At 66.3% G+C, this 12,755-nt stretch carries 13 protein-coding genes and 1 tRNA gene; 3 read left to right on the top strand and 11 right to left on the bottom strand.

Annotated elements, in window-relative coordinates:
* Positions 1 to 187: 187 nt before the first annotated feature.
* The 6 genes from BN971_RS09350 to BN971_RS09375 all read right to left on the bottom strand — a co-directional run bounded on the left by BN971_RS09350 (position 188) and on the right by BN971_RS09375 (position 5,450).
* Positions 188 to 415: a hypothetical protein gene (locus BN971_RS09350; RefSeq protein ID WP_085183045.1), complete on the bottom strand. Its 228-nt coding sequence runs from the start codon at positions 413 to 415 to the stop codon at positions 188 to 190.
* Between the two features lie 105 nt (positions 416 to 520).
* Positions 521 to 1,174 (bottom strand): hypothetical protein, encoded by a 654-nt coding sequence (locus tag BN971_RS09355; protein ID WP_085183044.1) that lies wholly within the window; start codon positions 1,172 to 1,174, stop codon positions 521 to 523.
* A complete protein-coding gene (locus BN971_RS09360; RefSeq protein ID WP_085183043.1) occupies positions 1,171 to 2,556 on the bottom strand; it encodes a recombinase family protein in 1,386 nt (461 codons plus the stop codon). The genes BN971_RS09355 and BN971_RS09360 overlap by 4 nt, the downstream gene beginning before the upstream one ends.
* Complete coding sequence (locus BN971_RS09365; protein WP_085183042.1) at positions 2,510 to 3,892, bottom strand: HNH endonuclease signature motif containing protein; 1,383 nt, start codon at positions 3,890 to 3,892, stop codon at positions 2,510 to 2,512. The genes BN971_RS09360 and BN971_RS09365 overlap by 47 nt, the downstream gene beginning before the upstream one ends.
* Before the next feature lie 93 nt (positions 3,893 to 3,985).
* Positions 3,986 to 4,756 carry an enoyl-CoA hydratase gene (locus tag BN971_RS09370; protein WP_085183041.1) on the bottom strand — a complete coding sequence of 257 codons (771 nt, stop codon included), beginning with the start codon at positions 4,754 to 4,756 and terminating at the stop codon, positions 3,986 to 3,988.
* 268 nt (positions 4,757 to 5,024) lie between these two features.
* The gene (locus tag BN971_RS09375) at positions 5,025 to 5,450 is read right to left on the bottom strand and encodes a nitroreductase family deazaflavin-dependent oxidoreductase (RefSeq protein ID WP_085183040.1); all 426 of its coding nucleotides are present in this window, start codon (positions 5,448 to 5,450) and stop codon (positions 5,025 to 5,027) included.
* Between the two features lie 100 nt (positions 5,451 to 5,550).
* On the opposite strand from BN971_RS09375, the gene BN971_RS09380 reads away from it, so the two are divergent.
* Positions 5,551 to 6,117, top strand: coding sequence for a TetR/AcrR family transcriptional regulator (locus BN971_RS09380; RefSeq protein WP_085183039.1), 567 nt, complete (start codon positions 5,551 to 5,553; stop codon positions 6,115 to 6,117).
* Between the two features lie 24 nt (positions 6,118 to 6,141).
* Here the strand turns inward: BN971_RS09380 and BN971_RS09385 are convergent, their stop codons facing one another.
* Positions 6,142 to 6,864 carry a maleylpyruvate isomerase N-terminal domain-containing protein gene (locus tag BN971_RS09385; RefSeq protein WP_085183038.1) on the bottom strand — a complete coding sequence of 241 codons (723 nt, stop codon included), beginning with the start codon at positions 6,862 to 6,864 and terminating at the stop codon, positions 6,142 to 6,144.
* Entirely contained in the window at positions 6,857 to 8,041 is a 1,185-nt protein-coding gene (locus BN971_RS09390; protein ID WP_245837059.1) for an FAD-dependent oxidoreductase, read from the bottom strand. Before BN971_RS09390 ends, BN971_RS09385 begins: the two co-directional genes overlap by 8 nt.
* Positions 8,042 to 8,433: 392 nt before the next feature.
* Here BN971_RS09390 and BN971_RS09395 point away from each other — a divergent pair, with 392 nt between their 5' ends.
* On the top strand, positions 8,434 to 8,892 hold the full coding sequence (locus tag BN971_RS09395; protein ID WP_085183037.1) for an SgcJ/EcaC family oxidoreductase: 459 nt from the start codon (positions 8,434 to 8,436) through the stop codon (positions 8,890 to 8,892).
* An 11-nt stretch (positions 8,893 to 8,903) separates the two neighbouring features.
* Here the strand turns inward: BN971_RS09395 and BN971_RS09400 are convergent, their stop codons facing one another.
* The 3 genes from BN971_RS09400 to BN971_RS09410 form a co-directional block, all read right to left on the bottom strand.
* Positions 8,904 to 9,389: a GNAT family N-acetyltransferase gene (locus BN971_RS09400; RefSeq protein WP_372511935.1), complete on the bottom strand. Its 486-nt coding sequence runs from the start codon at positions 9,387 to 9,389 to the stop codon at positions 8,904 to 8,906.
* Positions 9,314 to 11,047: a C45 family autoproteolytic acyltransferase/hydrolase gene (locus BN971_RS25685; protein WP_428978047.1), complete on the bottom strand. Its 1,734-nt coding sequence runs from the start codon at positions 11,045 to 11,047 to the stop codon at positions 9,314 to 9,316. The genes BN971_RS09400 and BN971_RS25685 overlap by 76 nt, the downstream gene beginning before the upstream one ends.
* Positions 11,048 to 11,211: 164 nt before the next feature.
* A tRNA-Arg gene (locus BN971_RS09410) sits at positions 11,212 to 11,285 on the bottom strand.
* A 185-nt stretch (positions 11,286 to 11,470) separates the two neighbouring features.
* Here BN971_RS09410 and lipQ point away from each other — a divergent pair.
* Positions 11,471 to 12,721: an esterase LipQ gene (gene lipQ, locus BN971_RS09415; RefSeq protein WP_085183035.1), complete on the top strand. Its 1,251-nt coding sequence runs from the start codon at positions 11,471 to 11,473 to the stop codon at positions 12,719 to 12,721.
* Positions 12,722 to 12,755: the final 34 nt, after the last annotated feature.

The raw sequence follows: 12,755 nt of genomic DNA on the forward strand, positions 1-12,755 counted from the left end.
TCGTACCACCAGGGATCGCGACGACCGCTGGCCAGCGGTCGCAGGTCGTCCGCTACGGCACGTCGCCTACGCAAACCTTCCGCGGACCGATAAACTGGTGCTGCTTTGAAGGTCGAATTCCTGTGGTGAGGCCCCGCTTCTTGCCGGTCGCGGGGTCTTTCCCATTCAGGCGGCCCCTCCCGCGCAGTCATTCGCTCGCCTCGCGCCGGACCGGCCGCAGCAGCTCGGCAAGCTTGGCTCGCTGCTCCGACGTCAGGGGCGGGGCCTTGGCTAGCGTCTCGTTGATGTAGTCAGCGAGCTGCTGCTCTTTCAGACTTTGCGAAACTGAGACCAACTCGGGGTCATCAGCACAACGTGATCTGCTGAGCGCCGCCTTGCGACCAGCGAAATGGCGGACGGTATCGGAAGCGGGCATGGGCGGGTTCGCTCCATCTATCGACGGAGGCACCGCGCTCCGGAACCCGGAGATGCCAAATCGCAGTATAACTAGCGATCGGCTATTGCAGCGGGTGTGACACGCTTAGCCGCGTGGGCTGTCGCCTAGTTGGTTGCACAGCGTCGTAAGCGGCAGCACACGAACCTTGACAGTTTCCCCGGTGGGCTTCTCGTACTCATCCAGCACCGGCAATGACAGGGTGTCCAGGCTGGCGCTGATGCGATCAAGCACCATCGCCAGGGTGTCAGCGGATGCTTTAGCAGTTTGAGCGTTTTGGTTGACGGTTATGCACAGCTGGCAGCTGATCCGGATGGTGTGCCCGTCGGCGTGCTCACTGTCGCCCATGCCGTAGTCGGTTGTGCGGACGTACCCGTCGTAATGGCGTGGGGCCTGATCGCTGAGTATCGCTTCGACACGTTCCGTCGTCAACGCGAGGATGTCTTCGGTGGACACGATGTCCGGCGCGGATTTGTCCACCAGTGCGGGAAAGAACACGTACGGGTGTTCAACGACGGTGATCTTCTTGGAGCTGTGGCGATGTAGGTACGGGCGAAAGTTGGGCGGATACGGGTTACCTAACCGGTCCAGTATTGGTTCTTCACCAATGACGTGGCGGTCCCAGCGTTGCATTTGGCGCTCGTAGCGATCCGACGCTTGCCGGCTCGGATCACAGGTGACATCGACGAGAACGATACGCTGGGGGTGCCTCTCGCAGACGATCCGGTAGTACGTGCTCATCGCCAATTCACCTGTACCCGTTCCGGATTAAACACGCGCCCACTCTTACCGACAGGTGCCACAGTCACAGTCATCAGCACGTCCACCACAGCGCGGAAGCGGTCCGGGGACAGCTCGCCCACCGCGTCCACCACCTCCGGGGTGCCCAACGGTAGGTCTCGGAACACGCGCACACGTTCCTGATCCTGTTGGCGGCGTTCAAGTTTCTCGATTTTCTCCCCGATAATGTCGCTACTGATCTTCACCTGTCGCGCCGTCAACAGTCCCTCGGCACGCTCAACCGCCAGAGCGTCCAACTCCCCATACAAGGCGTTGATTTCAGCGCGGATAGCCTCGGCCTGTTCCTGGTCCTGTATCTCAGCCTTCAACAGGTTCACGGCATCGTCCATGGCCAGGCGCCCACCAACGATGTCCAACAGCAGCGGTTCCACGTACTCGGCGCGGACGTTGATGCCGTGGCAGCCCTTGCAAATGTAGGTGAGATGTTTCGTGGTCTTCCCTACGTACGCACCGGAGAGATAGCCGCCGCACTTGCCGCAGCCCAGCACACCGGTCAGTAGATGCTTGCGCACGCTTTTGCGGCCCGGTGCGCGACCGGGCGCGTCCAGCACCGCCTGCGCCGCCCAGAACATCTGCTCATCCACCAGCGGCGGCCAATTGCCTTTACCCACAATGTCGTTACGGGTCACCGCGCCGTAGCACACCCCGTAGGTTCGCAATCCAGCGTTGCGCGGTTTACGCAGAAACTTGGACACCACAGTCGGTGTCCACGGCTTACCGTTGACGGTCAGCGCGCCGGCCTCGTTGAACAACCTGCACACGTCCCCCAGGCTGGCCCCGGCCAGAACCGCCGCATACGCCTGTTTGACTAGCGGCGCGGTGGCCGGGTCGGGTTGACGGTTGTCGTCGTAGCCGAACGCTTGTGACCAGTTCGGCACCCCGCGTTCGGCCAGCTGGCGAGTCGCCCGCAGCTGGCGCGCCCGGCGATGCTCACCCTCATGGGCAGCTACAGAACCCTTCAACCTCGCCACCAGACGGCCCTGGGGTTTGGAGAGATCTACGTCCCCGGACACGGTCGCCAAGGCCAGGTGCTTCTCATCGGCCAGCGCCATGAACGATTCCAGTTCTATCGGGCGGCGGTGCAGCCGGTCCAAGTCCCACACCACCACCGCGCCGATGCGACCTTCACGCACATCGGCCAGCATCCGCTCATAGGCACGCCTGGGCTTGCCGTTAGTCGCGCTGGTGTCGTTGTCCAGGTATTCGACGGGGTGCCAGCCCCTGTCCTGGCACAACGCAAGACAGTCCTCGCGTTGCCGGGTGACGCCGAGCTGTTCACCCGACCTGTCTTCGCTGATCCGGAGATAGACGGCCGCATCCATGCTTAAAGAGTACTTCAGAAGTTCGCAGTTGACCGCGCTCCAGGAGGGGCGGCGGTATCCATTCGGTGTCGCCCTCGACGGTCTTGCGGGTATCCCAGCCGCCGGGTTTCAGGAGGCGGTGGTGGGTGCCGCAGGCGAAGGTGAGGTTGTTGACGTCGGTGCAGCCGCACGTGGCGTAGCCGGTCACGTGGTGCACTTCCGAGTAGAACCCGGGCACCGTGCAGCCCGGTGCCGAACATCCCCGATCCTTGGCGTACAGGACGATTCGCTGCGCCGGGGAGGCCAGGCGCTTGGTGTGGTAGAGCGCGAGGGCCTTGCACTTGTCGAAGATGGCGAGGTAGTGATGAGCGTGACGGGCCAGCCGGATGACATCGCTCATGGGCAGGACGGTGCCCCCGCCGGTCAGGCCGCGCCCGGCCGCGGCTTCGAGTTCCTCGAGCGTCGTCGTGACGACGATCGAGGCCGGCAACCCGCGATGCTGCCCCAATTGTCCTGACGCCAAAAGCGCGCGATTCGCGGTCAGCAGGGCGTCGTGGTTGCGTTGGGCGGCGCTGCGGGCGTCGTTGTCGATCGCGCCTTGGGTGGGTACGCCGTCCACGCAGGGTTCGTCGTCGAAGGGATTGCACATGCCGGGCGCGGCGAGTTTGGCCAGGACCGCCTCGATGGTGGCGCGGGCCTCCGGTGTGAGATTGCCGCGCAGGACGGACATGCCGTCGGACCCCTGGGGCCCCAGGGTCAGGCCGCGTCGTCGGGCGCGGTCCTCGTCGCGGTAGGTGCCATCGGGGTTGAGCCGATCGGCCAGGCCGGCGGCGAGTTCGGCGAGTTGTTCGGGGCGAACCTGTGTGGCGTGCTTGGCCAGTTGAGTTTCGGCGCGGTCGCGGGTGGCGGCATCGACGAATCCCGGCAACTGGTGGGAGAAGCGGCGAATCACCGCGATGTGTCCGCTGCCGAGCTTGCCTTCTTGTTGGCGCTCGGCGGTTCCCGCCAAGACCGGCGCCAGTGGCTCCCCCGTGAGTCCGCGCCGTGGCCCCAGGTCCGCGGCTTCGTGGATCCGTCGGGACGCGTCGGCGCGGCTGATCAGCGTCCAGTCGGCGATCACGTGGGCAAGCTTGCCGCCCAACTCTTCGGCCGTGGCAGTGCGGGCCAGGTTGTTGATGAGTCGGTGCTCGGGCACCGGGATGCGCCGGCGAATCCGCTCGCAACGCTCCAACAACGCCAACTGCTCATAGGTTTTCAACGCATCAAAGTTCATGCCCACCAACGCATCGATCGCGGCGTCGACGGCATCGAATGCTGCCGTGACGTCATTCAGATCGACAAAGCCGGTAGAGCCCATGACCCGAAGCTAGCCAAGGCCACCGACAAAAACGGCCGCCGAGAAACAACTGAAACGCAAGTGGCGCAAGTTATTTGCCGCCAGGTTGTGGCGCTACTTGCGTCGTGCCGCGGCCAATCGCTCTGCGAACTCCGGTGATTGGATCGAATACACCTGCGGGCCGAGTTCCGTGCGCATCGCAAACTCGTGGTGTTCGCTGTCTACCGACCGCGGGCTGATCGTCGCGCGCATGGTGGCCTTCGTCGCCATCACCACGTCGCGGGGAGCGGCCGCCGGTCCCGCGGCCAGCTCGAGAGCGGCGGCGACGGGATCGTCGGCGACCGACAGCGCAAGGCCATGCCGCACAGCGGATTCCGCGTCGAAGCGCATGCCGAACAACAGGGCCGCCCGGGCCACCTGCGGGCCGGCCGCCCGCTGCAGCATCCACGTCGCGCCTCCGCCGGGGTGGATGCCCAGCTTCTGGAAGCGGGCGTCGAACAACGCGCCCGGGCCGGCGATCCGGACGTCGGCGGCCAGCGCCAAATTCAGCCCGGCACCGACGGCCGCGCCGTTGACCGCGGCGATGGTCGGCAGCGGGCAGGCGCCGACGGCCATGAAGCCGTCATACAGGCGCTGCAGACCCGCCTCCGCCGCCCCGCCACCCGCTTCGCTGAGGGCGGCCAGGTCGGCACCCGCGCAAAAGGCTTTGCCGGCCCCGGTCACCACCACGGCGTGCACCTCGGGGTCGGCTTCGGCCCGCTCCACGGCCTGACGCAGCCGGGCCGACATCTCGTCGGTGAGCGCGTTGCGTCGATCGGGATCGTTGACCGTGATGAGCGCGACCCGGTTGTCGACGGTGTACAGGACGGGGTCGGACTCGGCCATCGGGCACCTCCGCTCGGGATTGCTGGCGCTGCGGCGCAGCCGCAGTCAAGGCTACTTTGCGCGCTCCGGCGCGCGGCGCCGACGGCGGGGGGCCGTCGCGTTCCCCAGCGTGTGCACGAGGTCTACCTGGGCTTCTTCGCGGGCCTGTCGATGTATCTGGCAAGCGCCGAGATCCTGCCCAGGGCGCACACCGGGCCTCACACCCCGGTTACGTCGGCGTGCACGATCGGCGGGGGCCGTTCATGCCGCTGATCGTCGGGCTGGCGACTTAGTCGGTGAAGTCGATCCGAACCGACACGGGAGTCGTCTCCAGCGCCTTCACCATCTTGGCTCCCAGCCGCCCGAACTTGCGCCCGCGAGCGACGACGTCGTCGTCGGGCCTGAACGTCGCCACCCCGGCGCGCCATCGATTGCCCTGCCGCACGCGGACATTCGGGTTGACGGCGATATTGCTGCCCCAGCCGGAGCGGGTGCCGTGTTGACTGATCACCCATGCTCCGCCGTCGTCGAATTGGGCCGACACGGGGACGCGGCGTGGTTGACCGGTCTTGCGGCCGATGGTCTCGAGTTCGGTGGCCATGGCTGTGCGCACGCCGAGTCTACTCAATCCTTTCACCGCCGGGTTGAGTAGGTAGCGCCCAATTGCGCGTTCCCTGCGGAACTTTCGCAGTGTCTTGTCCTGGTGAATGCTCATGGCTGTCTCCGTTGTCAGGTGAGCCCACTTAGATGTGCCCATTTGGAAGGCTAGTAGACCGATCGGTATAGTGCAATACGATGGCGGGAAGGTGGGAACGATGTCGGCGCGGGATTCTCTGATCGCAAGCGTTACGGACTTGGTGCGGCGGCGGGGCGTCGCCGGGACCGGCCTCAACGCGCTGTTGGAAGACAGCGGGGTCGCCCGCCGGACCCTGTACCTCAATTTCCCCGGCGGCAAAGCGGAACTCGTCGCCGAAGCCACCCGTCTAGCGGGTGACGAGTTGGCCTCGGTGATCCGATCAGCCGACGACGCGGGCGATCCCGCGCAGGCCGTCCAGACTTTCATCGATGCATGGAAGGCGCAGCTGAGCGCGACTGAGATGCAGGCGGGCTGCCCGATTGTGGCGGCGATCCTCGGGCGTTCCGAGGCGCCGGCCGCGGCCCAGGCGGCGTGCGCGGCCTTCACCGAGTGGCACGCGGCCCTCGCCGATCGTCTGGTCGCGGCGGGCGCCGATCGCGACCACGCGCGCTCGTTGGCCACCTTGACCGTCGCCGCCATCGAAGGCGCCGTCATCGTTGCGCTGGCTACGCAGTCGACCGCCGCCCTCGACGATGTCGGGCGTCATCTGATGGAAGTCATCAGGCTGCACCTGCCGGCCACGTAGCAACAACGAAATGCGACGCCTCGATCATTCGAGTAGGTCGTAGGTTGGCGGTCGTACTCCGTCGTTGGTGAAGGCGGGCAGCAACTGGGTGAAGGCGGGCAGCAGCTGTGTTGGGTTCCCATGCCAGGACAGCGCCGTGATCTGCCGGACGCTGCGTCGTCCGCCGAAGGCGCGTAGGGCCTCGAAATCGGAAACGTCGAGGGCGACCTCACCTGGTGCCGCGTGCGGGTCGCCGAGGTACGCGGATCCGAGAGTGGGGGTGATCAACCGAAGCGCCGGCAGCCCGGCCTGCCGAATGAATTGGTCGCCCATCGTGGCGACGAATCTCAGCGCGGACCCGAACGCGAGATCACCCGTGCGGGAGCCTGGTTCGCCCAGCGCCCCGCGGATGTCGTGCTCATGGGTGAGAGTGTCGAACACAAGCTGGCACGCAGAGGTTTGTGGGGCAAGGGCGAGCATTGCCGTCACCGGCTCGATCATCTGCGCCCACAGGTCGAGTAACTCGTCGACGCCGTATCGGTCGAGGCGATCGACCTGTGATTGCGTCCAGGAGTCGGCGGCCTTGTTGTCCATGTTGAGCGAAACGATGTCCTGTGCGACGCCCGCCAGGTGGGCAATCGTCTGACGGACGGTCCAGGCCGGACAGGCGGGCACTGTCAGTTCGGCGACTCCGGCGCGGCCTCGGACCAGGGCGTCGACACGTCCGTGGACGAGGCGGTAGGCGGACGCGGCCGCTAGTTCAGGCATCAGTTTTTCTTCTTCCGATACGCGTCCGCGTCAACAGATGCCGAAGGTTGGCGGCGAGGATGCGGGGGAGCAGCGGACGCTCGTTCAGCCGGGTGGGGGGATCGATGAGATGTGCGACTCGCATGAGGCTTACGGTCACGGTGACGTCGTAGGCGGCGGCGATCAGCGTGGCCCCGACGAGCTTGCGTTGCACCTCGTCGCGGATCGACCGATTGCGCTCGGGGAGCGGGGCGCGGTCGTTGGCTTGGTTGCGCGCCCACGTCGGGCCGGTGTGGGCGGCGGTGCCACGGAAGAAGCGCTGGGCCAACTCGCGATCGCCGCCATGCAGGCATTCACGCAGGGTGAGAGCCTGGAGGGCGGCCATCGTCATGCCCTGCCCGTAAATGGGATTCAGGCTGCACAGCGCATCGCCGAACACCAGCAATCCCGGCGGAAACGTCGGCATCTTGTCGTAGCGCCGCCACACCGCCGCGGGATTGCGGAGCATGGAGATCTCGCCGACGGGTTCGGCGTGACGCAACGCTGCGGCGATTGACGAGGGCAGGGCTTGGGCCGGGACGTCGAGCATGGTCGTGAAATCGGCTGGCGCACCGCCGCGTTCGATGGACCGGCCGACCGCCAGCATCCAGGTGTTGTGTTCGCACACCATCAGCAGAGCCCCGGGTCGGCCGCCTTCTTGAATGACGGTGACCAGCTGCTGGTTGATGCTGCCGTGGGGGATGCGCAGGCGTTGGCTCGAATAGCCCAGCGAGGCGGTGGAGCGCTTTTCGAGTGGCCGGCCAAATCCCAGACCTTCCAGGAACGCCGGAGTGCGCGCCCCGCGACCCATTGCATCGACCACCAGATCGGCGCCCAGGGTGGTTGCTGTCCCGTTGTTACGGTTGATGATTCGCACTCCGCTTACGGCTCCGGCGGCGGTAATGGGCTCGCCGGCTTCGTGGCCGTCCATGATCGTCACATTGGGCAGGTCCGAGACGCGTCGGCGCACGTGGAACTCCACGAACGCCCGGCTGGCGAGACACATCGTCAGCACCGACGGGTCGGCCAACCTGCCGGTGCGTTTCAATTCGCAGCGGCCCATCCGGGCATAGATCCGTGAGAGGTCCCCATCGCGGATGACGACCGCTCCGGCGGCGGCCATTTCGTCGAGCAGTCCGGGGAAGAGCTCCGCCAGCACCTGGGCGCCGCGGGACAAGAAAGTTATGCAGATGTCGGTCCTGCGGCACGCCCTTGCGCTCGCTCGGGTGGTCGGGCAGCCGGTCGCGCTCGACCATCGCCACCGAGCCGTAGAAGTCCGAAAGCACCCGCGCGGCAAGCAAACCCGCCATGCCAGCGCCCAGAACTACGGCGCGCTCACCAACAGCACTCACGGCAGGCCCCCTTCCTCAGCGCATGGTCGCGGTCGCGCACCGTTGGGTGAAGCGACCGCTTACCCACGGGGGCCGGCCCACTCGGCGCAGGCTTCGTTGGCCCTCAGCGGACGACCATACAGGAAAAATAAGGAAAATAAGAGGAAAATAAGGTAGTAATAAGACTAGTCTCCAGCAGAACCTAGCGAACGGGGGCGTCATGGCCGACGACCTATCAAGACCACCATCGCAAAATCGTGCCGACGAAGCCGCCGTCCGCGAGCTGCTTGATCGCCAGGTGAGAGGGTGGAACTCGGGAGATCCCGTGGCATACGCCGAGGTCTTTACCGTCGACGCGGACTATGTCACTTTCCTGGGCAGCCGCTACAAAGGCCGCGAAGCGATCGCGGCGTCCTACGCGCCACTGTTCAAACAGCTCTTACGGGGATCGCGTCTGGAAACAGAGGTCAGCCAACTACGATTTCTGACGTCCGACGTTGCCTTGATTCAGGCGACAGCTGTCGTTACCAGGAGCGGGCGGCGGCGCACTCGCCGTAACGCGCGCGTGAACACCAGCATCGCTGTGCGGACCAAAGATGGCTGGCTGCTCGCCGCGTCACAGAACACCACGCATCGCCGGCTCGCCGAAAAGCTACTGCGCGCAGCCTTCCACGGCTAGATTGCCGTCGCTCAGACGATCGGGCCAGGTGGGCACCCGTCTTCGGCGCTACCGAGAAGATCGAGTTGCAGCCATGCGACGTCGTGCCAGCTGCCGTGTTTCCACCCGACGCGCCGGTAGAGGCCGGCCGGCTCAAAGCCGAGGGATCGATGGAAGCCGGTGCTCGCGGGGTTGGGCTGGGTGATGCCCGCAAACGCCCGCCGATACCCCCGCTCGGTCAGCCGCTGCAGCAGTCGGGTATAGAGTTCGCGGCCGCCGCCGGCGCGTTGATGGTTGGCGTCAAGATAGATACTCGTTTCGGTCGACCATTGATAGGCGGCGCGGGGATTGAACGCGTGCGCGTACGCGTATCCGATCACAGCGCCATCGCTTTCCAAGAGAAGCCATTCGTAGTCTTCGCGTGCTGCCGCGATGCGTTTCGTCATCTCCGCCGGCGCGGGGACTTCGGTTTCGAACGTGATAGCCGTGCCCTCGACGTACGGGCGGTAGATCTCGATACAGGCGGGTGCGTCCTCTGGGCACGCCGGACGTACGTGGCTCCTTGCGGGCATGGCATCCAGCTTTTCAGAACGGCGGCGCCGGTCGCATCTTCTCGGCACCTCAGAACGCGCCGTTCCCGGACTGCCATGGCCAAGGCGATCGGCGCTTTGAGACACCCGCTGCGTGAACTTAGTGCGAGACGCCGTCGGGCCGGATGTAGACCCAGGGCTGCTGTGGCCGGTCCATCAGATACCCCCGCTGCCAGCTCCACTGGGGGTGCATACGAAGAAACTCTTCGGCGATGAACTCGGGCGCCGTCGGCCCGGCCGAACCTGGCCCACAAGTGCATCGATTCGATGTCGGAGGACGTGACCACCTTGGCATCCACCGATCCGTGCGGGGCGAAGGGTATGACGTCATTGAACTGGCACGGGTCTGCGTCGTAGTGAGAGCAGATGGTCCGGGCGGACGGGTTGCGGTAACCCAGGTACGCGTCGAACGTGTCAGCCAGCATCCGCCGTGCGGCGTCCGTGCCGATGTGACCGTCGTGGTCGGCGAGGAGTTGTTGCCAGCGGACCCGGCGGGCGCCGTTGGGCGACCGAATGTCATTGAATCCGGTCGCGCGGCACTCCAGGTTGCGGATCCGCGGGTCCCACGGGGCGTTGTCGCCAAAGAAGTATCCGTCGGCCTTGCGCGTGAGGCTCTGATACAGCAATCCCTGCTCATAGCGGGCGATTTCACCGGTCTTGATGTCGCCGATCAACCACGAACACGCGTACCCGCCGTTGTTTCCGCTGTTGATTATCTCGACCCACTGGTCGATGTCGTGGGCGTACTGCGCGGCCTCGCGCGCCCGGACGAACTCCGGTACGCGGGTCTCGTCGTACCCTTTGGCTCCCTCGTAGCCGGAGATCGTCGTCTCGCTGACGGCCAGTCCGGCACCGGTCAGCCAGAAATCGGTCATGCTGGCAACCCACCCGGGAGCGGTCTGCATGACCAGTCGGTTGCCGTCGTCGGGGGTGAGGTCCATGATGACGTTCTCGAATTGGCCTTGCCAAAAATCGGTAAAGCTGGTGTGCCCCATCACGATCGACCCGTCCTCGGTCGCATCGCCGGTGGCGAGGAAGGCGCTGCATTGGGCGCCCTGCAGATTCGCCTTCGACAGGGCGCTATACCGTCCGGAGTTTTTCGGCCACCAATATCCGGTGAGTTCCATCCAGTCGTTGATTCCGAGCACGTCCTCAAAGCTCGCGGGAACCCCCGCCGCGGTCAGCCCGGCGGCAATGCCTTCCATTTCCGCGCGCAGCTCGCCGGGAATTTTGTCGGCGTGCAGTTCGGTGGCCCTGTCGACGAAGAAGTCGTAATCCATGCCGATTTGCTGGTTGGTCATCTCCTTGTAAACGCGGACGGAGTCCGCGTACTCGCCGGCCAGCAGGTACCCGTGCTGGAATCCACGCGCCGCCGGCGACCCGTTGACCGCGACGTGAAGCCACCCGTTGACCTCGCGCCGCGACGCCTGGTCGAGCCACGCCCGCTGCTCGGGCGTGAGTTCGGCGCGGGCGGCTGTCGCCGGCCGTTCCGCCACTCGCGGCGGCTCGCCACGTCGAGGCGGTCCAGGGCTTGCATGGGTCAGGTCAGTGCTCACTAGCGGGTCTCCCGGTCCGTCGGCGGCCAACCCCTGGGTCTACCCACGCACCAGGCGTTGATTCGTCTCGGTTCGCTGTGCGCTGGTGGGCTCGGATCGTGTTCAAGGCGCGGGATGGCGGCGGTGCGGGGCGGATCATCTACCGGCGAAGGGGCCGCATGGCGTCCAGCCGCTGCCGATTCCAGCTCGCTCGGTGCCCCCGGCACGACTCGAACGTGCGACCTAGGGATTAGAAGGCCCTTGCTCTATCCACCTGAGCTACGGAGGCAATGCGCAGGTCAGTCTATCGAACGGCGCCCGCGGACCGACTCGCGCAACGCGCCGCGCGCGAAAAGTATTCCGCCGCCGCGAGAATCGGTTATGGTGTGAGCCTCGACACACGTACATTACCGGTTGATCATCAGCCGTTAACGCAACGAGGCGTGTGCATCAGGGTCGAGGAGTGGCGTTGCTATGAGCGTGGCCATGGACCTGGCCGCCCGGTGCTCGCGGGCCGGTGACCAGGCGCAGAGAGTGCTGTCGGACGCCCGGGACACCTACCGGGCCGGCGCGCTGTTGCTTCGCGGGTCGCCGTTTGCGGTCGGCTGGGTGGCCGGCTGGCTGCTCACCGAATTCCCCCCGCACGTCGTGACCGGGCATGCGCTGTCGCGGCTCTCGCACCCGTCGATCGGGCGCGTGGCCACCACCTGGGCCGCGCAGCGCGCCGACCAAACCCTGACCGCCGCGCTCGAAGAGCTGTTCGGCCAGGACTTCGCCGAGCAGGTGCGCCACCCGGCCTGCGGTGACAACAGGTGCGACAGCCGCGGCGGCCTGCTTGACCGGCGCGGACCGCACCGCCGCTACGCGGCGCAGACCTCCGACATCTCCTACGGCCCGGGCGGGCGCGAGCACCTGCTCGACATCTGGCGCCGCGACGACCTCGCGCCCGGCCGCCGCGCGCCCGTGCTGATCCAGGTCCCGGGCGGCGCGTGGGCCGTCAACGACAAGCGCCCCCAGGCCTACACCCTGATGAGCCGCATGGTCGAACTCGGCTGGATCTGCGTGTCGATCAACTACAGCAAGAGCCCGCGCTGCGCGTTCCCGACCCACCTCATCGACGTCAAGAGGGCGATCGCGTGGGTGCGCGAGAACATCGCCGACTACGGCGGCGACCCCGACTTCATCGCCATCACCGGCGGCTCGGCGGGCGGGCACCTGGCGTCGCTGGCCGGCCTGACCCCCAACGATCCGGCGTTCCAGCCCGGGTTCGAACACGCCGACACCACGGTGCAGGCGGTCGCGCCCCTTTATGGCGTGTACGACTTCACCGACCACGACAACATGCACGAGTTGATGCTGCCGTTCCTCGAGCGCTTCGTCCTCAAGGCCCGATACGCCGACGACCCCGAGCGGTTCCGGGCGGCGTCCCCGATCTCCTACGTTCACGCCGGCGCCCCGCCGTTCTTCGTCCTGCACGGCGAGAAGGACGAATTGATCCCCAGCGCTCAGGGCCGCGCCTTCTGCGCGGCGCTGCGCGCGGCCGGCGCCCCCTCGGTGGCCTACGCCGAGCTGGCCAACGCGCATCACGCGTTCGACATCACCCCGACGGTCCGGTCGCGCCTGGCCGCGGGCGCCGTCGCCGACTTCCTGGGCGTCGTATACGGGCGGCGCACCTTCTCGCTGATGGATTCGTTCCCGGTGGCGGCGGCCAGCCCCGCCTGCTGACCCCGGCCCGTGCACCGGGCCCCGACCACTCCTT

Origin of the sequence: Mycobacterium bohemicum DSM 44277, assembly GCF_001053185.1 — a bacterium.
Taxonomy (GTDB): domain Bacteria; phylum Actinomycetota; class Actinomycetes; order Mycobacteriales; family Mycobacteriaceae; genus Mycobacterium; species Mycobacterium bohemicum.

Coding starts and splice junctions, on each gene's coding strand:
- BN971_RS09355 (WP_085183044.1), bottom strand. CDS start 1,174: ATGAGCACGTACTACCGGATCGTCTGCGAGAGGCACCCCCAGCGTATC.
- BN971_RS09365 (WP_085183042.1), bottom strand. CDS start 3,892: ATGGGCTCTACCGGCTTTGTCGATCTGAATGACGTCACGGCAGCATTC.
- lipQ (WP_085183035.1), top strand. CDS start 11,471: ATGAGCGTGGCCATGGACCTGGCCGCCCGGTGCTCGCGGGCCGGTGAC.
- BN971_RS09370 (WP_085183041.1), bottom strand. CDS start 4,756: ATGGCCGAGTCCGACCCCGTCCTGTACACCGTCGACAACCGGGTCGCG.
- BN971_RS09380 (WP_085183039.1), top strand. CDS start 5,551: ATGTCGGCGCGGGATTCTCTGATCGCAAGCGTTACGGACTTGGTGCGG.
- BN971_RS09385 (WP_085183038.1), bottom strand. CDS start 6,864: ATGCCTGAACTAGCGGCCGCGTCCGCCTACCGCCTCGTCCACGGACGT.
- BN971_RS09375 (WP_085183040.1), bottom strand. CDS start 5,450: ATGAGCATTCACCAGGACAAGACACTGCGAAAGTTCCGCAGGGAACGC.
- BN971_RS09350 (WP_085183045.1), bottom strand. CDS start 415: ATGCCCGCTTCCGATACCGTCCGCCATTTCGCTGGTCGCAAGGCGGCG.
- BN971_RS09395 (WP_085183037.1), top strand. CDS start 8,434: ATGGCCGACGACCTATCAAGACCACCATCGCAAAATCGTGCCGACGAA.
- BN971_RS09360 (WP_085183043.1), bottom strand. CDS start 2,556: ATGGATGCGGCCGTCTATCTCCGGATCAGCGAAGACAGGTCGGGTGAA.